Genomic DNA, 24,310 nt, shown 5'->3' with positions numbered 1-24,310 from the left:
TTAGAATACACCTTACTCTTTTCATAATAGAATAAAACTCTTTTTTCTACAAATATTTTTATATTATATCATCCACACATGAAATCAAATACATAGCACTGTAAAATCAAAGTAAATATTTCGATCAACAGAACCTTTTATGACAACATCTCTTTCACACAAGTACTTCGATAATCACTTGGTGATATTTTATATCTTTCTTTAAATACTCGGTTAAACGTTCTCTGACTTTCAAATCCACTATCCAGACAAATATTTGTAATAGAATCACTCGTATTTTCTAAACGATGGCATGCATAGTTCAGCCGTGCATCGTTAAGATATTGATTAAAGTTTCTATGGAATGTCTTGGAAAAGAGTCTGGATAAAACATATTTGCTCACGCCCAGGTCTTTTGCCATCTCTTCCAACGAAAACTTCTTCTTGAAATTTGCTGATATATAGGAAACTGTCTGGTAAATAAGATCGTTGCTCCCCACACTGCTCTTTTCTACCAAATTTAATTTTCCTATGCAGCGTGCCAACACAATTTGAAGATATGCCTGTGCAACAGTAATATCCGACTGTTCTGTCTCTAAAATTGCATTTATAACCCTATATACCTCCGGTTCAAGCTTTTCCGCTTTGATGATTGGGTATTCAGGAGCCATGGATTGCATGATATCTGCAAATTTGGCTATCGTAAATGGCGATGCAATCAGATAAGTCGCTTTATTTACACCGGGTGTCAGTACCTGATAGTGATGAATAACATCTGGAAATACAAAGCCTATATCTCCTTTTTCCATATGGTATAGTTCCTGTCCGACACCAAGTTCTAATGATCCACTTGTTACACAAACGATCTCCAGTGCATTATGAAGATGTGGTTCAATATGTTTTGACTTCCTATTTATTGCTATAATCTCCTCTTTTGTGTCAACATATTTTAACTGCATGAAATACTCCCCTTTGCAACATTTGTCTATATCTTCTTTCGATTTGGCAAGCAATTCTTTTACACCTATCTTATAATCAGCTTGTAAATAAGGAAAGGAGGAATTGCAAATGAGCAACCTAAAAAAATATCTGAATGACCTTTTAGTATTCTACACTGAATATTTTGAGCATCCTTACCATGTATAAATACTAAAAGGACTATTTTGTGAAAACTGAATATTTTCTTAAGGCCATTTCACAAAAATGAAGTGGTCCTTTTTTATTTTCAAAATACAGTTCTATCACTTTATATATAGAAAAAAGCACTGTCTCATCGAACAACGATCAGACAACGCTTTCTCCTGTCAATTCTAATTTATGTCCGATGCATCTGTTACTTCATCTGTAGCAATTTCTTTTTCTGCTTTCAGTTTTTTATTTGCATCTTCTACATTCATTCTTGAAAGTACAAACATAATCAATACATCAAAGATTAACGGAAGCCAAAGATACATAAACTGCATCATATCCAGTGCAGACTGCGGCTGAGTTGCATTTGCTCCGATATATCCACTGAACTCAAGCATCCATCCAACAACAGCGGTTCCAATACCTCCACCGATTTTTACGCCAAGAGAAGTACAAGAGTACATCGTTCCGTCAATTCTCTTTCCCTGTGTAAGATAAGTGTATTCAGAGCAGGATGCGATAACTGCATTCATATCTCCCTGCCATGGTCCCTGACCTAAGGCTGCAAGAGCTGTAAACGCCATCATCAGCGGAACACTGCCCATATATCCGGCAATAACAACAAGTGCTCTACCAATGACTGCTAAAACATAACCTCTTAAGTTCAGTTTGTACATACCTTTCCACTTACCAACTAAGGTTGGTGTAAAAATTAAGGCAATGATCAGTGGAATATTAACTGCCCATGCAAATTGTCCAAACAAATTCTTATTTTTCAGTACCCATGTCATGTAATAAATGCCAGCTCCAATCATGGCACCATATAACTGCTGTAAAATATATGTTCCACAAATCATCATGTAATATTTGTTTTTAACAAGAAGCTTGAATGCCTGTACCATTCCGTACTTTTCATTATCATCCTTTACTTCTCCTTCGTTAAGTTCTTCCTCAGGAAGTTCCTTAACAGAAAGTGCTGAAATCGTATTTATGACAAGACCAATGATTGCATAGATAATAGCAACCGTTCTCCATGCCGCAGCATCTCCACCACATTTATCTACAAATCCAACTGTAATCGCCTGAATCAGAAGACTTGTTGAAAATGCAAAAATAAAACGGTAAGATCCCATCTGTACACGCTCTTTGCTGTTCTTTGTAATCAGTGACGTAAGTGCTGAATAAGCAATATTGTTTGCTGTATAAAACACACCATTTAACAGTGTATAAGAGATAAAGAACCATGCGTATTTAGCCGTTGTTCCAAAGCTGACTGGTACTGCAAAGCAGCAGACCAGCGTAATGGCACAACCAATGTATCCGTATAGCATCCATGGCTTCGCTTTTCCCATTTTACTGTGTGTTTTGTCAATCATTGATCCAAAAAATATATCCGTAAAACCATCAAATAGTTTTGATACGGCAATCAGGGTACCTACGACACCTGCAGCAAGTCCTACTGAGTCCGTCAGATAGACCATCATGAAAGATGTCAGGAAGGCATAGACTACATTACCTGCAATATCACCTGATCCATATCCAATTTTGTTATACCATTTCAAATACTTTTTTTCTTCTATCGAATTTCTTTGCTCCTCATCTTCATCGCACTTAGAATTTCAATATGTCTAACCGTATGATGTCTAATTATATTTTTTTCTCTGTTTTTGTCTGATTGCTCTGTATATCCGGACTTTACATTGCAATCAGACTATCCTTCTTTGTTTACGAGTTACAAGAAACTTTATTATCCCTTTACATACGGTATCAGCGTAAACTGGAACCGGAATAATACATCATCAAATCGGTACTGATCCAATACAACTGGACCACAACTATTAGAACCAATGCCATTTAATGCGTAGTCAACGCAAAATACTACACTATCTGATTCTGTCAGTTCATAATTATGCGTTTTCTTCTCAAGTTCTTCCTGCGTATAATAAGAAGCATTGAATGAGAAGGCATTTTCCGCAGATACCACAATTCCATATCGGCTGTTGTTAAGCTCTACATATTCACAATCATAATGGCTTCCATTTTCCTGTGGACGAATATAATCCTCATGCAAATCATCTACATTTGCATGATACAAACCGTGGCTCGCAGCCTGATGTTTGTCACAATAGCTTTCCTGTGGTCCCATTCCAAAGTATCGTGCAGCTGAAAGTTTTTTATCCAGGAACATCCTCACACCAAATCTTGGCAGGTCCGGAAATTCATCATCTTTTGTTACTGCAATATCTGCATCGATCTTTCCAGCAGCTTCTATTTTCCATGTGATCGTCACATCAAGAATCTTCTGTACTGTCTCTGCCACAACGGATGCATGGCTTGTAATTTTCACACCATGCTTTCCCTGCACGACCTCTGTCGTGTATGCTCTTGTATAAGCTTTATCATAATGGGCTTTCTTCCATTCAGACTTGATGTACATATCATTATCTGTTGGTGCCCTCCAAATATTTAATTCCATCGGGTGGTTCAGATATTCCCGACCTGCAAATTTCATCTCTGTAAAAAGTGCAGTCCGTCGGTCGATTGTATATGCGAATTCACGACCTTTGATATGAATCTGTGTATCATCTTCACTCACCTGTAATTCAGAATCCGTCACTGTTTTTTCAACCCATTTTTCTGCTAACTGGCATTTGGCATCCTTCTGGCTTACTTCGATCTCATCAAATCCAAGGATATGGTCTTCATCCAACAGTGGCAATTCCTTTTTCAGATGGTAAATAAATTTTAAATAACATTTTCCACTCTCTGGCACATTGATTTTAAGGTTTATTTTTCCTTCACTGTGTGGTGCTGCTGAAACTTCTGGGAGTTTACCTTTGCTGATTACAAGCCCGTCCTGCGTCAGTTCATAACTGATCTTCACATAATCTTTCAAGTCATCAAAATCCATGTAGTTATGAAGCACCAGTTCTCCGCTTTCTTTGTCATAGGAAATAACCCTTGCCGGGCGATAAACATTCTTGTATTCCAAAAGTCCTGTATGTACCGTTCTGTCCGGATATACTAATCCATCCATACAGAAGTTGCCATCATGAATTTCTTCGCCATGGTCGCCCCCATAAGCATATATAGTCTTTCCATTCTCAGCAGTTCCATGAGCAATCGCATGGTCACACCATTCCCAGACAAAGCCTCCGCACATTTTATCATTATCCTGAATCATCTGGAAGTAATTTTCAAAATCTCCAGGTCCGTTTCCCATACTGTGACAGTACTCTACCAAAAGGAAGGGTTTGCTTCCATCTTTATCCAGATATTCCTGAATTTCGGAAAGCGCCGGATACATCCGGCTGTACACATCCAGATTGCTGTAATCATATATTTCATCATAATTACGGTATCTTGCACTCTCATATTGTGTGATGCGGTCTGGATCAAAATTCTTTGTCCATTCCAGTGCTTTTTCAAAGTTGCAGCCATAAGCACTCTCATTTCCCATTGACCACATAACAATACAGAAACGGTTTTTGTCACGTTCCACCATGAGTTTTACGCGATCAACGATTGCCTCTTCCCATGCCGGATCATCTGCAATCATCTCATTCCATCGTTTGAACCGATTGTAATCAGTGTCTTCTTTTCTGTAGATCATAAATGGACCATGAGCTTCAATATCTGCTTCATCTATTACCATGAATCCATACTTGTCACACATTTCATAGAAAAATGGTGCGTTCGGATAGTGGCTGGAACGGATCGCATTAAAATTATGCTGCTTCATTAACGTAAGATCGGTTGTAATCTGTTCCAGACTGATTGTAAATCCAGTAACCGGATCGGAATCATGTCGATTGACACCACGGAATTTAATCTTCTGTCCATTTAGGTAAATGATCTGGTCTTTAATCTCTATCTTTCTTAATGCAATGTGTTCTACAATTACTTCATTCTCTGTTTCAAGAATCAGTTTATATAGATATGGATTTTCTGTATTCCAAAGTTCCGGACTTGCAATTTCTAATACAGCTGTTCCTTCTTCAGCAATACTTCCTAGTGCTACAACTGCTCCGTTTCTATCTTCAATCGAAATTTTTACATTTAAGGGAGAGTAGAATTTCATTTCAATTTCTACTTTCGCAAGCATATCCTCAATTCTTGTTTTAATATGATAATCACTGATTGCCTGTTTTGGGCGTTTCAAAATGTACACATCCCGGAAAATACCACTCATACGGAATTTGTCCTGATCTTCCAAATAGGAACCATCACACCATTTCATTACCAACACTGCCACCGTATTCGTTCCATCCTGAAGTACATCGGTAACATCAAACTCACTGGTCATATGTGAAACCTGGCTGTATCCTATGTAAGAGCCATTGATCCATACATAAAAGCAGCTGTCTACTCCTTCAAAGTTCAAAAAAGCTTTTGATGCTTTCTCATCTCTGCTATACTCAAAATTATGTACATAAACTCCACACGGAATATCCTGTGGCACATATGGTGGATCAAACGGAAACGGATACCGGATGTTTGTATACTGGTGTGTATCATATCCTGCCATCTGCCATACACTTGGAACCTGAATCTCATCAAAATTTTCTGTATCATAATTCTTCTCAAAGAAAGAATCCTGAATGTCATAGATGCTGTTAAAATACTGGAATTTCCAAGTTCCATTCAATAACTGCATACGATCTGATTCTTCTCTGTGTTCCACCAAGTTATCCATTCTTTTGGATGCCGGAATATAATAGGCTCTGGCTGGCATTGTGTTTTCGTGCAGTACGCTTAGATTTTCATAATAACGTGGTACGATCATAAATAACTCTCCTCCAATACATATACTTTTTTGTTCTTTGTTTCCCTAAAGCAAACCTTATACTTTACTTTTTTGTTTACGTTCCTTAGTTATGCTATATATAGCTTATCCTAATCCGCAAAATATGTCTATGAATTGGATTAGACAAAATATGCACTAAATGATACAATGATAAAAAGTGCGAAAAGAGGTGCTGTCCTATGTATTTGAACACCGGTTATTTGAACCACTCACATATGGATTTCAAAGACAAAAGTCGTCCGCTGATTGTAGGTAGCTGTGGTACTTACCGTCTTTCCAGACATCCCAAACTTCCTACCTACCGTCCAAGGGGTCGTCTGGATTATCAGATTATATATATCACTGCTGGTTGTGGGCATTTTCATTTTGATAATGTAAATAACGAAACGATTGTTCCAGCCGGCAACATTGTACTGTACAGACCGAAAGAACTTCAGAAATATGAATATTACGGAGAAGATAAGACAGAAGTATACTGGATTCACTTCACAGGAAGCAATGTGAAAAATATCTTACATCAATATGGGTTTCCGGATAAAGAACGTGTCTTTCAAGTGGGTACATCTAATGAATATGAACAAATTTTCAAACGTATCATTATCGAGCTCCAACGCTGTCAAGATAATTATGAGGAAATGCTTGTCCTTTTGCTACGTCATCTTCTGATTAGTTTCCACCGGGAACTAACAAAAGAGCACATATTAAAAAATGAATATCTTGATCATGAGATGGATAATGCTGTTACCTTTTTCAGTGAAAACTACAATCAAAATATCAATATTGATGATTATGCTGCCTCACGAGGCATGAGTGTCAGCTGGTTTATCCGAAATTTCAAAAAATATACCGTTCTACACCAATGCAATTCATTGTGGGAATCCGCATCAACAATGCTCAGATGTTACTTGAAACAACAACTTATTCCATCAATGAGATTTCTAAGATTGTCGGATATGATAACCAGCTTTATTTCAGCCGGCTTTTTCACAAGCTGAAAGGATATTCGCCAAGAGAATACCGAAAGCTGAGAAACAAATTCTGAAATCCACAAAGAGTATACCACCGAATTATCGAATTAGAAAAGGTGCACTTCTATACCTGCCATTAGGTAGGTATAGAAGTGCGCCCTTAGTTTCTAAGGGATATTCAACGTTTTATATACCTAAAACAAATATCACCACGATTTGCACTATATTCCTTCAATTTTATTTAATGAAAAATCATCCATACACCTGCATACAATACATAGCTTGTTCGGCTTTTTTATTCTATGAACACTCAATTTATAAGAATTTATAATGATGTCCAATAACTCTTGCTGGGTCAATTCATTGTCTCCTATTCTCGTTGTTCCAGAACCTAAGATAGGAATACATACATCTTGCTGCCCATAGTAATTATCAAGTTCTTCCCACAATACAGATAAACTCTCTATGTATTCTTCTCTTGTTAGAATGCCCTTTCCCACTTTATCAAGTTTCGCAAATGCCATCAAAAGATATTTACCATTTTGAATCACTCTACCAGACTCGTACTTTTCCTTGCCAGCATATTTCGATTTGCCTTTTACCAAAATGCCGGAAGAATGTATCAGTTGTTCCATATCAATAGATGGATTTGCCTGCAAATACTGCCCGCATAACGATTTAGGATTAATATCCGCAGTCCCCATCCCGACATTTGTGGTAAAGCATTCATCAAATGGAATAACAACCTTACAGTCTTTTTGCTTAAAGAGATCCCCATACTTGATTTGGATGGTATAGTTTTTCCCTTTGATATTGACTTTTCTTCTATAACCAAGATAAATTGCATTCACTAATAACGCTAAAAAGAAAACAGCCAAGAATACAATTCCTCTATTGATTATCACATTTTTTTCTATTGACAAATTTGAAAATATGATTTGCGACTTAAACATTTCCTCGGGAACAAACATAAATATAAATGATACAATACTAACAGCCCATGCCCTGCTTCTCTTTATGTATTTATTCAAATCCAAGCTCCCTCTTTAATGAATCATAGTCTCCAACCTTATTTTCATATGCATTCTTTTTCCAGAATGGACGAGCAATACCTTCGTACCCATTCATATATGAAGGAAGCCAAGCTGATTCATTTCTAAGTGAGTTGTACACAATAATAATAGTTTTCTTTGCTTTTTTAGCCTGTTCAAATTCATGTCTAAGGTAAGAATACGAATTTATACTTCCGACATTGTCTGAACCAGCGCTAACCGTTGACTGCACCTTACATGACTTCTTACCATTTGTATTTTGCTTATATGGTGTACAAGAACTAGCAGCCTGTGTACTTCCATTTCTATTACAACTACTTCCTGCTGTTCTACTTGCTGTCTTATCTCCTACAACAAAAATTACCGCTGAAGAAGCATTAATCTGTCTGTTAAATTCACTCTTTAAATCACATGGACGGCAATCAGGATCATTTGACACACTCCCCGATGAAACTTGAGACATGTCGATAAAATCCACCCTGTGATAATTATCAGATCCCCATGTCTGAAGAACATCAACAACATCCCGATCTCCACTATCTGTAGCATAATCTGCGCTAATATAAACCTGTTTACTCATATACATCTTCTCTTTTATTCTTTATTCAACTCCTAATGCCTTAAACACTGTATCTTCTGCACTCTGATACGGAATCAACTGAAAGGCACTCATCAAATCTGCTGGTACTGTGGCCAAATCCATCATTGAAACCGTCAGAATCAAAACTTTCTAAACACACTTGTAGGGATTGCCTAATTCATCCACTTTGATCATCTTTCCGCTTATACTAATTCTCCCATAACAGTTAATGAACTTTGTACCGTTCTTCCCAAAGCAATAAAGCACAATGCTATAAATGAAGGTAATGCCAAATTCCCAGTCATACCATTGCCCTGAATATTCTGATAATTAATGATGTAACTATTCTTTTATATATACCCCATTATTCATGTTCGCCTATCTTTTCTACAGCTGATCGTACTTTGCAGCACTTCCTTTTGCCTTTTCCACTGGGTACTTTGCTTCATTCTGCGACATCTTCATATTGATGATTTCATCTGCATTGATTTCCAGTTTATCCATCAGATTTTGGCAATAAACTATGACATCAGCTAGTTCTTCTTTAACATGCTGTATATCATACTCTTCATCATTCCACTGAAAACACTCCAAAAGCTCTGCTGCTTCAATCACAATTGATTTTGCAAGATTTGCCGGTGAATGGAACTGGTCCCAATCTCTGTCTTCTGTAAACTTTCTGATTCTATCTATCGTTTCCTGTTTCATAATTGCTCCTTTATTTTGCTGCCGCTAAAAGCGCTGCTCGAAGTTCCGGATCACATGCATATATGTACATTCCATTGACTCCACGTGTCATAAGTACTCTAACTTCAGGTTGAATCAATGTCTCTCCAAACTTCTTCTTCGTTCCATCTGATAATGTTCTGTTTCGTACAGCCTTCTCATTATGACTTGCCGACGGATCAAATATGATCTTTCCGTCACGATATTTCACCGATGGACCGAGTATTACACCCGCGTAATTAAGATCAAATCCCTGAATCGTGAATGTTGATCCAACCTCATTAATTGTTTTAGGTTGCTCTGCCCATGCCAAGCCTTTTATATCTCGTTTTTCTTTTCTTGTAAGTTCGGACTCAAGCTCTCGATTCCAAGGTTTGTGCCATTTTCCAATAAGAACTCCCCAATACTTCACTAAATGATCCTGCGCCATGGGTTTTCGCGTTGAACTATATTCCCAATCATAGGTTGCTATCACTCTCGACAAAGCAGAATCACTCTCTTTTGCTCTTTTTTGAATTTCCATATCAAGTAATTCTGGATTGTCAAATATCTTGATACTATATCCCCCAAATGTATTAGGTAATTTTTTCAATTGACCTTTTTTTGTAAAAGAATCAATCCAATCCATAGTTGCCGCATCAGCCTGCATGCGAAGTTGTTTATCTAACACAATATAATTATTCGTTGCCTTAGCTTGATTTCTATACTTCTCAAGAATTTGAGACTCCCAAAACTGTTCCGTGGTTAGAATTTGATTCTCATCAAACATTACTACAGTCACTCGCGCTCGATCTATGATATCCTTTAGCTGATTCTCACCTTGATAAGATTGTTTTCCTTGTGTAAGAAGCAAATGCGCTTTATCAACAAATGCCACATCAACAGGATCACCCTCTGAATGATTATTGATAAAAGTCGTAGGTTTACTAACAACCTTTCCATATTTTTCAGTCAATCCAAGCTTCTCTGCTATCTGCTCATATACAGTGATCTGCTCATCGTGATTAACAAGCAAATGACATTTTATTTCTTTGTTATTTTCTTCCGCCTGACAATACAATTCATAAAAAGTGCTACTATTTAGAACAGTCTTTCCAGTTCCGGCTTCTCCATCTATAAAAATGAGTTGCTTTGTCTCCCCATTTTCAAGTGCATCCGAAACCTTTTGGATAATTAATTCTCTTGCTTTTTCCTGCTCTTTAGTAAGCTTATGAAGTGGCGATGCTTTATATATTGCCGAATCCTTTATTACACTTTCAGTTGGAAATAACTCCTTATTTTCTTTTCTAAGTCCTCTCCAAATCTTGCTAAAAATTTCATCCAATTCTTCCATTGGATAATAACTTGTCTGAGGATTATCTCTTAGATTATGCACATGCTTCACACGATCTACACTCATCATGTAATGCATTAATCGATTCTCTATATCAAGTGTCAAAGATTTATTAAAATGCTCATGTCCTATAATAAAAAGACTTGCATCTTTTTCTAGCAACTTGCTTTGCCATTTTGAATTATCTGAAGCAGCATCGTAATGCTGACGTGTTCTCTTGAATATGTCATTTGACTCACCAACATATACTTCAAAGTCTCCAGATTCCTGCCAATTGTGAATATACACCGTTGGAAAATTCATAATGATTTCCTGCGTCTTCTCATCCTCCTTGGGCAAAGACACGTGTTCAAAGAAATCTAATGCATCTTGTCTATCTTTAATTTGCTTAATAATTGGCTTTGCTACACTACTGCTCATTTTTTAGCCTTTCTTAGATTATGTATTTTAATTATATTCCTTATTGCCAATCGCTACAAATAAAAATGTCTCATTTTTCCTAGTTTTCCCAATTCTACTATATTTTTGTATTTTACAAGATTCTCCATAAAACTTGCAAATTCTCCGGTCAGAAACGTGAACCCATGAGAGAAAATTTTGAAATATTATCAATGATTTGTGATTCTCTGACCTCTCCTTCGACTATAAACACTTTATAGTCTTTATCTGCCATTAAATGCACCTGCCTTATACATTTTCTGAAGATTGTGTGCCTGTCGCAGTTCCTTCTCTGTTAATTCAGAAATATCTTGGATTCTATTATTTTCAAGTAAGAAGTAGCTGTCCGGTCTGAGAAGATCATTGCTCATCAAATCTGTATTATGAGTCGTTGTAAATATCTGAACACCGGATATCTGTTTCAGATGCCTCTGCACCGATTCCGATAATTCAAAATGGTAAAATGCATCAAATTCATCTATGAATACAAAGGATGCTTTCTCCATACGGATATACCAATAATAAAACAGAGCCAATGATCTGGTTCCGGTAGAAGATCTGTAGAAAATTTCAACTTATTCCGTATTTTTTTTACGGCATCAGCGATCAATATGCATAACTCACCTGGGCCTGTCTCATTCATGCTGCAAAATCATAAACAGATTTTCCGTTTTTATTTTGGTTTTTCGCACGATATACTACCACATTCTGAATTTATCTACGGATTTTCCGTTTTTATTTTTAGTTTCACTATAATTATTCCATATGCAAAAGGATCTCACTTATCTGAAAATTAGCAGAACAGGTTGGATGTAAAACAGTTTTGGCTTACAAATAAATCTCCTTCAGCAACTCCACACCCCTATCTCTATCAAAAGGCATTCCCATCTGCAAAAGTCTTACTTCCAATTCATCTAGTACACTGATTTCCTCGATATATCTATGTATACTCTCTGTCACCAGCCCTTCTGATTCAACTTTTGTTCCAGCTGTGACAATCTGTAGCAAGCGGAATACATCGTACTTATGCTTCTTTAAATCCTTTTCATTGACATGCTCGCCGGCTCTCTTTCGTTCTAAAAGATTAATCCACGCATACATTTTGAATGGAATCAGATGCTCTGCTCCCAGAACACCAATACCATCAACCACTCTACGTCCGGACATCATAAATTTATAATAATCATCGTTCAGAAGAATCGCTGATAAACTGGAAGTATCATCATCAATATGAATCGGTACAATTCCTTCTTCAATTTCAAGAAGATATCCCGGCTTTCTTGAAAACAACTCAATCATAGTAGGATAACCGAATTTGCCTTCTGTGAAGCGATAAAAGTGCATATTCTGTTCATTCCTCCATCCGCACTTATAGCCGCCTTCTTTTATGTATTCCCAGAATACGCTCGCAAATTCTGGGAAGTTGTCCTCCATAATCAGGATCATATCAATATCTTTTGTCGCTCGAAACGGCAAGTCTGCCTCTGAGAGTAGAATATCGCAAGCAGTTCCGCCGATAATAGTGTAATAATCCGTATAATTTTTAAATTTTTCTCTAAAAGAGTCTAGCCCTGGTACCATTTATAATTCCTCCAACAGTTTCTCAATACTCATTTCTATTCTTTCGTCTTCGTTACCTTTGAATGTACATGCAAGCGAAACAGGATCAACACATCCTTCTCTTGCAAAATAAGAAGGATTGTATTTCCATAATTGTACCTTCAAGCAGTCGTCCATGTCTTCCGATCTGGCATCCACAATTTCCAATTGGTCAACAACTTCCTCGCCCTTATAGATTGCCCGTTCCTCAATTCTAGGCGGATTCAATTCTGACTCCTGACTAAGAGCGGTTTCTCCTGCGCTAAATGATTCAAAGGTTGCTTCACATCGCATAATTGTAATCTCTTTCTGGACCGGATTAATCAAATATGCTTTTGCATTTTCATAATACTCTTTGCGTGAGTAATTTCTCTTAATAGCAATCTCTGTTCTGGATTTCATCTGGCGGATGAGTCCCATTCCCTCTAATTGGGCTGTTGCTCTTGTAATGGACGTCTTGGTAAGATTCAACTTGTTCGCAACTTCACTTTTTAACACAGATTCCTCATCATCCATATATAACAATTCAAGGAACACCATCTGTGTTGCAGGCATCATCTTATCTGCCTTGACAAACTGCTTGCGATACACATCCTGCAATATAATTCCCATAAATGGTAAAAATACATTTCCCGGCAGATCCACAAACGGAACTCCGCTTTTTACCAGAGCATTTCTCATGGATACGCTGTTTAACGCTACTTCATATGCTACCGGGCACTGCAATGCTTCCTCATACTTTGCTTTCTGCTTTTTCATTGCAGCAACACTTAGCTCCGTTTCCTTCATAACATCTATTATGGCAAAATTAACACCATATATTTCAACCATCGTAATCTCACGCATAGTCATAAAAATCGGCAATGGTAATTTATTCTTGTATTCTGCTATCTTTACTTTGCAGCCGAAATACTGCTCTAATTGCTTTTGCATATGACGTCTCCTTGTAACATATTTTTATATATGATAACATATTCTTTGTTACTTTTCAATCATTTATGTTATTTTATTGTGATCAGCTTGGTTTTTATGCATGTTTAGGTAAGGTATAAGATTATTATTAATAGTACAACCACATAGTATGTATTGCAGTCAATCATCAAATTGTTTCTTTCATTTTTATCAATTTTGATACAAATACCGGAACTAATAATTATTCTAATAACAATTCGGAACATTTTGATAACATTTCGGTGCATCGTAATGTTCATACTTATCAACTTCCATCTCAGGACTGCAAATGCAACAGTTCCATATAAACAAACCGACACTTAACCGACATTCAAACCGACATTTTTTTGTAAACGAAAAGAAGTCCCCCGTAGGAACTCCTTTCACCACAAATCATATTCATTTTTATCGAGGACAGTCCGGTTGATAATCCTACTGTTTTAATAAAATAGGGGTACAATGGGGGTACAAATCCCATTCTCATTCCTCAAAAGCCTTGATTTTAAACCTCTTCAGACAAAAGTACGGGTTCTGCCGTGGCATACAAATAGCACTTTTATCATTGTTGCATAACCTCGCATTTCTTAGTTTTTCTTGGTATTTCGGGGCTTTGTAAGCCTTTGTAAATATTTGCTTTCTGGCATAACCTGGTTTATTTTCGCATAATATCGTCAGCAAAAGGTGTAAAATAAGGTGTATGTTTTTAGATTTTACACCTTGCTGTTTTTAATTAAAAATCTTAATTAAACAATCCGAAGTCTGGCGATTTCTTCTCTGGCATCCTCAAGATTTACATGCGTATATGTATTCAGCGTTACGCTGATATCTGAGTGGCCCATCAAATATTGCAATGCTTTTGGATTCATTCCGGATTTTGCCATATTTGAGCAATAGGTGTGCCGACATACATGTGGATGTGTCAAGTATAGGACAAAAAAAATTTTATTTTTTTCTGCCGAAGACTATCTGACGCTTCCATCAGGTAGTCCCAGCACCTTGATTATCTTCTGATAAGTCATTCTTGTCCTGCTCAAGTTATCTCTGTTCCGAAAAAATATCGTCAAAATTCCATTCGATTTCAATTTCATCCTGACTATGAACACGGATCACCTTGATAATCTCACGCAGCTTCTCTGTATCGAACTTCTGAATTCCCAAGAAATCTTTTAGTTTTATTTTATCAGAAAGTTCATTTTGTTCAAGAAGCTTTTTGCTATTCTCCGCATCTTCTATCTTTCGTTTTATTTCATCCAGCTGTACACTTATCGTTGCAGCTCTCTGCTTATACGAATCACGATCTATACGACCATCTTTGTAATCATCATAGAGTTTCATCTTTTCCGAGGTCAACTGTCGGCTCTGTTTTTGCAATTCTGCGGTATTGATCTCTTTGTAGTCGCATTGCCTGTTGGAAGATACTTTCTTTTCTTTTTCCAACATTGACGCTGCATACTGATGAACAAGCCCAAGGATATTCTCCTCCAGCGGTTCCCGTCGGATCACCAGACTTCGACACACAGGATCTCCATTGGTTCGAGCATCTGAGCATTTTAGCAGATGCTCCGTTTCTTTTAGTAAAGAATGCCCACAGTTGGCACATATCAGTAATGCCGGCTGTTTTTTACGCCTTTCCAGAGTAAAATTGGTGCGTGATTCCGCAACACTTCTCTTCTTTTTCGGATGCATTTCATTTGCTTTTTCAAACAATGCCCTGTCTATAATTGCCGTATGATGATTTTCCAGGCGAACCCATTCTGTTTCATCATTCAGAACTGCTTTATGACCGGTATGCATACTGCAACGTGTTTTTCCCCAGATTCTGGTTCCAATATAAATCTCATCCCGGACAATTGCCGCTACTGTCGTAGGGCTCCAGTGTTTCTTTTTGATCGTATCAAACCTCTGGAACTGCACCTGATCCCCTCTTGATAATTTCTGCTCATCACAAGTGGCAATCGCCTGTCTGTTCAATTCCCTTGTAATATCTGCAAAACTTGTTCCCTTTGCTGCCATCTTAAAAATCATTTTCACGACTTTTGCAGCCTCCGGATCAACTTCCAGCCTTCCATCTTTTCCTTTTTTATAGCCATATCTGGCATTTACCGGAAGGCGTGTACCATTTCTTGTTCTTGTCTGCAATGCTGATGAAATTTTCTTGGACAAATCCAGGCTATACATATTGTATACCAGATTCTGCAATGCTACATTCATTCCACCAGTCATTCCGCTGCTTGCCGCACTGTCATAGCTGTCATTAATCGAAATAAATCGAATCTGTAGAAGTGGGAAAATATATTCAATATAAAATCCAACTTCCAGATAGTCTCTTCCGAATCTGGAAAAGTCTTTTACAACTACACAGCCGATTTCTCCGCTTTTCATGTCATCCTGCAGCTGTTGAAATCCCTGCCTTTTAAAATGAGTACCGCTGACACCGTCATCCACATATTCCAGAATATCCGACTCAGCCACACCCAGCTCATCAATTGCAAATGATTTTAACAGAATTCTCTGAGAAGTTACACTGTCGCTCTCTTTTTTGGCTCTGCCATCTACATTGTCATCTTCTGCAGACAAACGGATGTAAACAGCTGTTTTTCTAAGATCTGTCATCTTGACTGCGCCTCCTTCTCTTTCTTTAGTTTCTGTAAATCTGCAAACTGATCGTCATATACCAGCTTGATCTCATAATCATACTTACCATGGATAATAATTGAATCCACAAAGGCATCTGCCATTTCTTTTGTCAGCTTACGCTTTGACATATAAGTATGTATCACATTTCCCCAGCCTTCTTCAATGTGGTAATCCTGGGAATACCGAACCTGTGCCGCCAATACTGTGTCCATACGGCTCTTGATATGCTCAATTTCATTGGAATAGATCCGAGAAAACTGTATGTATTCTTCTTCTGTAATCAAACGTTCGGAATAGTCTTCATATAAATCCGATTTACGCTTACTGATACGGCTTAGTTCCCGTCGAAGTTTCCCCACCTCTTTATCCAAAAGCAGGTACTGTGTCTGATTTTTAGAAGCTGTATTCATTTCCCGAATCATTTTTTCCGTATCCAATACGGTTTTCATATGCGTTTGAATCAGGCGAAGAACATCGTCATCCACATATTCTTTTCTGACTCTGTGCCCTTTGCATTGCTTTCCCCCTGATTTATGGTTGGTATTGGCTCCGCAGATATAAAAGAATGTGCCATTTCTTTCTCTGGACAACGTCATGCGGTTGCCACAGCCTCCGCACCATATCTTTCCTGTATAGAAATTATGGTTTCGAATAGCCCCATTGTTCTGCTGATGTTTCTTTTTATAAGCTTCCGTATATTCCTGGATTTTAGATTGTACCTGTTGAAACAACTCTCTATCTATAATCCCGTCATGCGTGTTCTCCACATGCACCCATTCACTCTCTGGTCGGTTTCTCTGTTTATTTCCCTGGAAAACACTTTGCTGATATTTTCCAAATACAGAATCACCTGTACAATGAACATCCTGAAGAACTCGTTTCACTTCATAATTGTTCCAGGGTTTTGACTCCGGAAGCGGCTTTTCACCGGTTTTATAGAATTTTCTCTGTAAAGTCGGTGATAAAACTCCATCTTTATTGAGCTGTCTTGCAATATCACTATAGTTCCTGCCATCCATATACATAGAAAATATACTTTTCAGATGGTCTGCAGCTTCTTCATCAACAATCAGCTGATGATGGTCTTCTTCTGACTTTCTGTAACCATACGGTTCCCAGGCACTTGTAAATTTTCCTTTTTCCCAAAGAGCTTTTTTTGCGCTGCTGCTCTTTTTGGCAAGATCTTTCGAATAGAACTCATTGATAATATTCTTCAGTGGAACTGTAAGATCCACACCCTCTCTGAAGGAATCGAAATCATCTGTCACAGCCAGGAATCTTACATGGAAAAAAGGGAATACTCGTTCAATATAATTACTGGTTTCGACATAATTTCTTCCAAGTCTGGACAAATCTTTTACAATAACACAATTGATTTTTCCATGCTTGATATCTTCCATCATCTGTACAAATCCAGGACGGTCAAAATTTGTACCTGAATAGTCTGAGTCCTTATAAAGTTCCGCAACCGAAATATCTTCCGTATCTGCTACAAAGTTTTTCATCAATTCCACCTGGGTTTCTATCGTTCCTCTTTCCAATGTTTCTTCTGTTTCCATTGAAATTCTGGCATACAATCCTGCCCGGAACGGTCTGCTCACCTCTGTCTGGACGATTGCACTGCTGACTACTTCCGGAATGTTTTTCCTGCTCTTTCGTGCCATTTTATACAACCTCCTTTACCTTGACCTGCAGATTATTATCATCATCTATTACCGTATCAACTCCCATAGACGGTAATTGATTCAGCAATGTCTGATAACAATCATCAAAATCAAAAGTGATCTCTATATTCTTTTTATCATATACTCTGATTTGCCTGATCAGTTCTACCACCACTGTGCGGGACAGTTCTTCAATATCCTGATACTTCACAAAATAATCCAGCCAGGTATTGGCTTTGTCTGCTTTTTCCAGCTCACTATCCATTTCTTTCTGGATCGCACGGATACTCTCTTCCGCATTTCTAAGCCGCTTTCCATAGGCTGCATGAAGCTCTACATAGTCTTCTTTTGATACAATGCCCTCTTTCATATCCGAATAGAGCATTATCCGTAACTCCTTACAGCGTTCTGTCTCCTGCTTTTTCTTCTCCAGCCTGTCCTGCAGCTTCTTCATATTGATCTTCTGAAATGGCACAGTACCAATAAATTCCAGGATTCTTTTCAGGTGCAGGATATTCTGGATATGCTGTTTCAACATCACCAGTACGGCATCTTCCAGATCCTTTTCCGGTATTCTGTGACTGGAACAGTGTTTTGTTTCTTTATTTGTGGAACATAGATAATAAGCATATTTTTTTCCTGCCACAGTGGAAACCTTTCTTGTCATAGGTGCACCACAATCCGCACATACAGCAATTCCGGACAACAGATATACCTGCTTTTGGTAAGGTGAAGTACGTGTATCCATGCCCAGAAGCCTCTGCACAATTTCAAAATCACGGTCACTCACCAGTGGCTCATGATTTTTCTCAATCCGGATCCAGTCATCTTCCGGTTTCACATAAGTCTGCTTCACTTTATGGTTCGGTGTTGTCCTTTTTCCCTGCACAAGATTTCCGATATAAACCTCGTTTTCCAGTATCCTACGGACTGTAACGGAACTCCAAAGTGACTGTTCTTTCTGCCGGAAGCCAGTTTCATAATGACTGCCGCTGCTGATTTTATATTCAAATGGGGAAAGAATACCCAGTTCATTTAAACGATTAGCGATCGCATCCTGACTCATTCCCCGCAGCTTCATCTTAAAAATATCCTGTACTACGCTGCCTGCAGATGGGTCAATCTCTAATTTATGCTTATCTGTCTTTGTCTTCCTGTATCCAAATGCTACAAACGGAGTCACGCACTCACCTTTTTTCCTCTTAATCTCAAGATTACTCCTGATCTTAATAGAAATATCACGACAATAAGCATCGTTGATTAAATTTTTAAATGGGATAATGATTTCGTCTGCCTGATTCTTTCCCTTAAGACTGTCATAATTATCATTGATAGCAATAAAACGCACACCAAGAGCCGGGAATAATCTCTCGATATACTTCCCGGAATCAATATATTCCCTTCCAAATCGTGATAAATCTTTTACCACTACGCAGTCTACAATCCCATGCCGGATATCTTCCAGCATTGCCTGGAATGCAGGGCGCTCAAAATTAGAGCCTGAGTAGCCATCATCAACTCGGACTGAAACAACTTCAATATCTTTTTTGTCTTTCAGGAAATCCAGAATCAAAGCTTTCTGGTTAGAAATGCTGTTACTTTCCAGTTTTGCTGAACTGGAAATATCGCCATCTTCTTTAGATAATCTGACATAGATGGCGGCATGATAGATTTTATTGATATTCTGATACATATCTTACCTCCTTTTATTACGTCAGAAAATCCATGTAATAAAAGGGGGCTGCATAATTTGTCCTTACCGACATTCTAACACAGTCCCCTCAATTTTACCAGTACTTTTTCAGACACTCAGAAGCATATTCTCAAATGCCTGCTCCATAGATATACCGTTATTTGCAAATCTGACTTTTACTTTCATATTACCGATCCGGACCAGATAAGGATTTCCTACTTTATTCAGAAAAATATCTCTCCGTTCCTGAAGCGATTTATTTCTGTCTGTTTTTATCATCCGTAGATCAGTCATTTCATTGATATCCACATCACTGAAATCCTGATCCAGATAATTTCTATATTCCTCTGCTGTCATGCCCTTCTCCTTCCATTCCCATCTGAATCCGTACTGCTTTCAGTACCCGATCCAGGCTCCACTTATTTACTCTTCCGCATTTCTCAATAATACATTTTGTAGAAATACTCATAACCTGTTCAGCCAATGCCAGGCTTCCTTTTCGGATCCCTGTCATATCGTACTTACTGATAAATACATGTGTTGGCAAATACCGCTTCTTATATATTCTTGACGTCAGCGGAACTACTGTAATGACTGAACTGTATGTATTAGCTTTGTTGTTACTTACTACGATCACCGGTCTTACTCCACCCTGAACCGAAGTTGTCGGAAACATACCGAGATCCGCCCATAAGATATCTCCTCTTCGAATCGTCACTTGTCATCTCTCCAATCTTTTTTTATTTGTAAAGCATCCCTAGCGCTATATTGGCTCCACAGGAATACGGCAGAGTTCCTTTCCAAGATGGAAAGCTCTGCCGCATAACCTCTATAACCAATTTGATTATTAAACAGTGCTCGCTCGATTCTATTTATCCTCGATACCCCGAATCGTTACTCCTGCATCTGCAGGAAGGGAATAATAACCTGTCCGAATGCTATACTCCGGACCACAACCCAAAAACTCTCGTTTCCAGGCTCTGGCAGTTCATAGGTTTACCAATTACAGACTTCTCAGGGTCTGCAAGTGTATCGCATCTCACACATGTCATCGCATCACCAGCCTGCCGACTGGCTTTGGTCAGTGCTTTTTCGCAGCATTATTAGCTCTAAAAATGTTTTTACGTCTTATAATCCTATAGCGGCATCTTCCTCGTGCTCACTGTATGAAATGTCACGTCAGTTATTATTGGATATTCAGTTATCACGGTGCGTTTTAGGGAGTCCTTAAAGCTCCTCTAATTACTAAAGTCAAATGACTTCGGAAGATGCAAAAGATTTTGAAAAATTTTTTAAAAAAATTTATTCATATACATTTCACGCATCTTATTAAGAATGGATTTCAGCTTGTATGACAGCATCTGTCTGGAAATTCCCATAATCTCTGCCATCTGTGTCTGTGTCTTGTTTTCAAAGAAAATACCGTAAATAATCATGCGTTCCTCGGAGTTCAGCTGATTGATCACTTTGTGGATATCCTGCTGTTCCATTTTTGTCAGCACACTATGCTCCACATCACAATTCAGATCCGGAAAATCCTCTATCATAAAGCCTTCTCCATCAATGGACTGACCACTGTAAGGTACTTCCCTCAACATCTTGTCCACGACCTCTCCCAATTCGTTTTTGATTTCTACCTTTTTTGCCTTGCTGCTTCTATAAAAATTGTTCATCGCATACGCAACCTCTTTTGTAATCTCAATCATCTCTCCATCAATATTTGCGTAATACTTTCCTTCATAAAAATATGGGTGTTCAATATACATGTCCGTTCCTCCTGAATTTGAAATCTCGTTGCTTGTTTCAAATCCAGAAGGCGGACCTCTGTTTAGAATCATGCCTGCTCCGCCTTTATCCTGCCGGGACATACCCGCAGTTATTGGCTGAGAAATTCAGGCACGAAAAAAAGCCCCAGTAGTTTTTTTCTTAACTACTGAGGCTTTCGTCTCTTTCTTATATTCAGTTATCTATGCCTTCTTTCATCAGCATAATCATTGTATCAGGATAAAGTTCACAAAGTATCCGCAATACATTCCTATAAGTTCACATCATTATTGAAATCGTACATATTTCAGTATAAAAAGTTCACCGTGTTATTCTTCTACTTCTTTTCCATCTATATATAGTTGAAATTTATCAGGATTATTGACAACATCATAGTCCTTTCCATATTCTACAGGTCTGTATTCGGCTGTCATTACCGATTCCCCATCTTCAATATCCTCTTTCCATAAATAGATGTTCATATCAAGACTCGTCGCATATCCCCTGTCTGTGGAGAATTTTGTCGAATGAAAAGAATTCTCCTTGTACATCTGCAAAAGTTCTCTTGCAAACGCTTCTCTATCCTCAATATTTTCCCGGTTAGCTACTACGGTTAGATTTTCATCCTGATTTATGGAAAATGTTCCTACTACATCAGGTTCACCTTCCTTATGACCAGATTCAGGTTTCCCATAAATACTTCCTGTAGCAATTATCAAGATGACTGCTCCTGAGATTACTGCAATTATCTTTCTTTTCATATTTTCATTAATTTCCTTTTAATTGTTTTACTGCGTAATTGATTACTTCTTCCGGTGTGGGTCTGTCTCCTTTAAGTGTCATTTTCTTCCATTCTTCCTGCACATCCGGATCAGGATTATCAAATCCTGCATCTATGGCTATCTGCATTTCTCTGCGTACCTCTTCTGGTGTTGTGTTGTACTTTTTTGCAATTTTCTCATAAATAGTTTTCTCTCTCATTCATTTTCCTCCAATATATAAGTAGAATTACACATTGTTCTATAGAACTAATTTAGCATATTTCTATTATCATGAAAAGACACTTTACAATTTAAAGCGGAATAAAAAGTCAAAAAAAAGAAGAGCTACTTGCTCTTCCCATTTTGTCATATTACTCTTCCAATAATGTATGAATTACTTTGATAATTTTTTTCTGCTCTTTGATCGGAAGTTTTTCTATTTTCTCTGTCAGCTCATTGGTAACACCTGTAACTGAATGTGCCACAACATCAATCAAAAGAGTATCTGCAGAAACATCTAATGCATTTGCAATTGCAACAAAGGTATCCAATTTTGTAACTTTCAAGCCTCTCTCTATTACACTCACATGCGTCGGACTTAAATTTACTAATGCAGCCAGTTCCTCTTGCGTGAGATTTTTTGCTTCTCGTGCTGATTTGATTCGCTGTCCTACTGCCTTCAAATCCATCGTAACACCTCCTCCAGAACGAATAATCGTTCTGGATTTAGTATACTTGTGGATATCTTAAATATACAGAATCGCAAAGCCAAGTTCTAATTCTACAGAACTATATTTCAAGATTTTCTTTGCATATTCGTAAAATAGAGTTATGATTGAAGCAGCTAAATCAAAGGAGGTATCAAATCATGAAATCACATAAATACTGGTCCCTAGGCGCACTTTTCTGTATGTTGGGATGCATTTATTCTGGAATCAGAAAATCTATGACTGCACATAAATACTTTGCCTATTCTTCATTGCTTTGTATGGGCATGTCCATTTATTCCGGTCACAAACTGGTTTCTCCAAAGAAGAAAAAAATCACTGAATCAAACAATAGTGAAAATAATTGAACAAAAAATTGACCTCTATTCATCAAAGACAAAGTTGCTGGAGAGTTTTTTCCCTCCAACAACTTTCTTCATCTTTAAGCCATTGAAACACAATACTGTCCAATCAACTTCATCCAACTATTATATTTATTCTTTTCACACACCTTTCGGCAAATTTCATTTTCCATCAGTACACAGAACATCTTATCATAATCAAATGCCCAAACAGCACCATTCACATGGTTTTCCACTGCTTTCTGATCTATGCTTTTCAAGCGTGTGACCATTTTCTCAATTTCTCCATTTCCCAAGTTACCGATATTTTTGCAGATAAACCGAAAGAAATTCAACGTTGCATATTCGTCATGCCAATGGAACTCTTCTGGATTGTTTTTTATTTTACTGGCTCGCTGCTGTTCTTTGATTATCTGAGCAGCTACACCTTTCATCGAATCTTCGTATCTCATATTACTCACCTACTCTTCCTCTACGCCCAGTGACGGTTTAAATCTTTTATCCTTTGCCTGCGGTACCACGATCTCATAAAAATAAAATCCTAAATATCCAAGGGCCTGCTTCTTCATCTTATAAAAAGAAGTCCTGCCTATTCCCAGTTCCTGCTGCACTTCCACATCTGTCTTATTGTAATGACTGCAAAAGCAGGAATGAAGAATTTCACTGAGTGTCACACCATTGGGAGCATAAAATTTCACCAGTGTCATTCCCCGATAGATCATGTCCGACAGTCCATAAATAATCATCAGGTTATTCATCTCCCGGTGCATCTTTGGCACGTTCAGCTGATGATTATAAATGCTCAGGTAGCTTAACGCATATGCCATATCTTCATTGATCTTCTCCTGGCACTCCATATCCAGTTCTTCCAATACGACCTGATTTTCCAAAATCAGCTTCTGGTAACTTGTCATCAGTTCTTTAATATCAGTATAATGTCTTTCGATTGTAACTTCCAGATAATCCTGTGCATGGCTTGCCATCTGGAAGGTAATCTCTTTCATTGATTTAATTGCATAATCTCTGTCTGTCATCAGTTTCAAAATCTCCTTATCATCATCACACTAACTGGCGGTCTTTCAGACCAGTTCGCTTTCCCCATGATTTTGATGGGAAGCAATTACTTACTACAATTTGCAGAAGCGGATATCCAAAAGGCAT

At 37.8% G+C, this 24,310-nt stretch carries 22 protein-coding genes and 3 pseudogenes; 2 read left to right on the top strand and 23 right to left on the bottom strand.

From position 1 onward, the window contains the following. Positions 1 to 137: 137 nt before the first annotated feature. From OCV61_RS11910 to OCV61_RS11900, 3 genes are all read right to left on the bottom strand, one after another. Positions 138 to 938: a helix-turn-helix transcriptional regulator gene (locus OCV61_RS11910; protein ID WP_158422006.1), complete on the bottom strand. Its 801-nt coding sequence runs from the start codon at positions 936 to 938 to the stop codon at positions 138 to 140. Positions 939 to 1,289: 351 nt separating this feature from the next. Then, positions 1,290 to 2,687, bottom strand: coding sequence for an MFS transporter (locus tag OCV61_RS11905; RefSeq protein WP_158422005.1), 1,398 nt, complete (start codon positions 2,685 to 2,687; stop codon positions 1,290 to 1,292). Between the two features lie 167 nt (positions 2,688 to 2,854). Further along, positions 2,855 to 5,893 (bottom strand): glycoside hydrolase family 2 TIM barrel-domain containing protein, encoded by a 3,039-nt coding sequence (locus OCV61_RS11900; protein ID WP_158422004.1) that lies wholly within the window; start codon positions 5,891 to 5,893, stop codon positions 2,855 to 2,857. 200 nt (positions 5,894 to 6,093) lie between these two features. Between OCV61_RS11900 and OCV61_RS11895 the strand changes: the two are divergent. After that, positions 6,094 to 6,956, top strand: a pseudogene (locus tag OCV61_RS11895) (AraC family transcriptional regulator). Positions 6,957 to 7,103: 147 nt separating this feature from the next. Here OCV61_RS11895 and OCV61_RS11890 read toward each other — a convergent pair. From OCV61_RS11890 to OCV61_RS11805, 18 genes and pseudogenes are all read right to left on the bottom strand, one after another. Further along, a complete protein-coding gene (locus OCV61_RS11890) occupies positions 7,104 to 7,919 on the bottom strand; it encodes a macro domain-containing protein (protein WP_262582903.1) in 816 nt (271 codons plus the stop codon). Beyond that, on the bottom strand, positions 7,906 to 8,514 hold the full coding sequence (locus OCV61_RS11885) for a hypothetical protein (protein ID WP_158422003.1): 609 nt from the start codon (positions 8,512 to 8,514) through the stop codon (positions 7,906 to 7,908). The genes OCV61_RS11890 and OCV61_RS11885 overlap by 14 nt, the downstream gene beginning before the upstream one ends. A gap of 21 nt (positions 8,515 to 8,535) precedes the next feature. Then, positions 8,536 to 8,855, bottom strand: a pseudogene (locus OCV61_RS18820) (protease Lon-related BREX system protein BrxL); the annotation flags it as partial. A gap of 46 nt (positions 8,856 to 8,901) precedes the next feature. After that, positions 8,902 to 9,222: a nucleotide pyrophosphohydrolase gene (locus OCV61_RS11875; RefSeq protein ID WP_158422002.1), complete on the bottom strand. Its 321-nt coding sequence runs from the start codon at positions 9,220 to 9,222 to the stop codon at positions 8,902 to 8,904. 10 nt (positions 9,223 to 9,232) lie between these two features. Next, complete coding sequence (locus OCV61_RS11870) at positions 9,233 to 10,993, bottom strand: DUF2075 domain-containing protein (protein ID WP_158422001.1); 1,761 nt, start codon at positions 10,991 to 10,993, stop codon at positions 9,233 to 9,235. Between the two features lie 242 nt (positions 10,994 to 11,235). Continuing rightward, the gene (locus tag OCV61_RS11865; RefSeq protein WP_262582910.1) at positions 11,236 to 11,580 is read right to left on the bottom strand and encodes an AAA family ATPase; all 345 of its coding nucleotides are present in this window, start codon (positions 11,578 to 11,580) and stop codon (positions 11,236 to 11,238) included. A 259-nt stretch (positions 11,581 to 11,839) separates the two neighbouring features. Continuing rightward, the gene (locus OCV61_RS11860; RefSeq protein WP_158422000.1) at positions 11,840 to 12,592 is read right to left on the bottom strand and encodes a hypothetical protein; all 753 of its coding nucleotides are present in this window, start codon (positions 12,590 to 12,592) and stop codon (positions 11,840 to 11,842) included. Continuing rightward, positions 12,593 to 13,543 (bottom strand): helix-turn-helix domain-containing protein, encoded by a 951-nt coding sequence (locus OCV61_RS11855; RefSeq protein ID WP_158421999.1) that lies wholly within the window; start codon positions 13,541 to 13,543, stop codon positions 12,593 to 12,595. Positions 13,544 to 14,304: 761 nt separating this feature from the next. Further along, positions 14,305 to 14,475, bottom strand: a pseudogene (locus tag OCV61_RS11850) (tyrosine-type recombinase/integrase); the annotation flags it as partial. Between the two features lie 121 nt (positions 14,476 to 14,596). Continuing rightward, positions 14,597 to 16,174 carry a recombinase family protein gene (locus OCV61_RS11845; protein ID WP_158421998.1) on the bottom strand — a complete coding sequence of 526 codons (1,578 nt, stop codon included), beginning with the start codon at positions 16,172 to 16,174 and terminating at the stop codon, positions 14,597 to 14,599. Then, a complete protein-coding gene (locus tag OCV61_RS11840; protein ID WP_158421997.1) occupies positions 16,171 to 17,862 on the bottom strand; it encodes a recombinase family protein in 1,692 nt (563 codons plus the stop codon). Before OCV61_RS11840 ends, OCV61_RS11845 begins: the two co-directional genes overlap by 4 nt. 1 nt (position 17,863) lies before the next feature. Beyond that, the gene (locus tag OCV61_RS11835; protein WP_158421996.1) at positions 17,864 to 19,555 is read right to left on the bottom strand and encodes a recombinase family protein; all 1,692 of its coding nucleotides are present in this window, start codon (positions 19,553 to 19,555) and stop codon (positions 17,864 to 17,866) included. 108 nt (positions 19,556 to 19,663) lie between these two features. Next, complete coding sequence (locus OCV61_RS11830; protein WP_012744260.1) at positions 19,664 to 19,912, bottom strand: DUF6870 family protein; 249 nt, start codon at positions 19,910 to 19,912, stop codon at positions 19,664 to 19,666. Next, positions 19,893 to 20,273 (bottom strand): type II toxin-antitoxin system PemK/MazF family toxin, encoded by a 381-nt coding sequence (locus tag OCV61_RS11825; protein ID WP_012744261.1) that lies wholly within the window; start codon positions 20,271 to 20,273, stop codon positions 19,893 to 19,895. Before OCV61_RS11825 ends, OCV61_RS11830 begins: the two co-directional genes overlap by 20 nt. Positions 20,274 to 20,847: 574 nt before the next feature. Further along, positions 20,848 to 21,321 carry a sigma-70 family RNA polymerase sigma factor gene (locus OCV61_RS11820; protein WP_023922628.1) on the bottom strand — a complete coding sequence of 158 codons (474 nt, stop codon included), beginning with the start codon at positions 21,319 to 21,321 and terminating at the stop codon, positions 20,848 to 20,850. Positions 21,322 to 21,648: 327 nt separating this feature from the next. After that, entirely contained in the window at positions 21,649 to 22,080 is a 432-nt protein-coding gene (locus tag OCV61_RS11815) for a hypothetical protein (RefSeq protein WP_012744263.1), read from the bottom strand. A 7-nt stretch (positions 22,081 to 22,087) separates the two neighbouring features. Beyond that, positions 22,088 to 22,300, bottom strand: coding sequence for a sporulation initiation factor Spo0A C-terminal domain-containing protein (locus OCV61_RS11810; RefSeq protein ID WP_012744264.1), 213 nt, complete (start codon positions 22,298 to 22,300; stop codon positions 22,088 to 22,090). 151 nt (positions 22,301 to 22,451) lie between these two features. Beyond that, the gene (locus OCV61_RS11805) at positions 22,452 to 22,769 is read right to left on the bottom strand and encodes a helix-turn-helix domain-containing protein (RefSeq protein ID WP_008688152.1); all 318 of its coding nucleotides are present in this window, start codon (positions 22,767 to 22,769) and stop codon (positions 22,452 to 22,454) included. 179 nt (positions 22,770 to 22,948) lie between these two features. Here OCV61_RS11805 and OCV61_RS11800 point away from each other — a divergent pair, with 179 nt between their 5' ends. Then, positions 22,949 to 23,155, top strand: coding sequence for a DUF6219 family protein (locus OCV61_RS11800; RefSeq protein ID WP_015524569.1), 207 nt, complete (start codon positions 22,949 to 22,951; stop codon positions 23,153 to 23,155). 74 nt (positions 23,156 to 23,229) lie between these two features. Here OCV61_RS11800 and OCV61_RS11795 read toward each other — a convergent pair whose 3' ends face one another. Both OCV61_RS11795 and OCV61_RS11790 read right to left on the bottom strand, forming a co-directional pair. Further along, positions 23,230 to 23,601, bottom strand: coding sequence for a hypothetical protein (locus tag OCV61_RS11795; protein ID WP_012744266.1), 372 nt, complete (start codon positions 23,599 to 23,601; stop codon positions 23,230 to 23,232). 9 nt (positions 23,602 to 23,610) lie between these two features. After that, complete coding sequence (locus OCV61_RS11790; RefSeq protein ID WP_012744267.1) at positions 23,611 to 24,183, bottom strand: ArpU family phage packaging/lysis transcriptional regulator; 573 nt, start codon at positions 24,181 to 24,183, stop codon at positions 23,611 to 23,613. Positions 24,184 to 24,310: the final 127 nt, after the last annotated feature.

This window comes from Blautia ammoniilytica, from assembly GCF_025566965.1.
Lineage (GTDB): Bacteria > Bacillota > Clostridia > Lachnospirales > Lachnospiraceae > Blautia_A > Blautia_A ammoniilytica.
The sequence above is the reverse complement of the archived record's forward strand: the minus strand, read 5'-3'. Positions and strand labels throughout refer to the sequence as shown.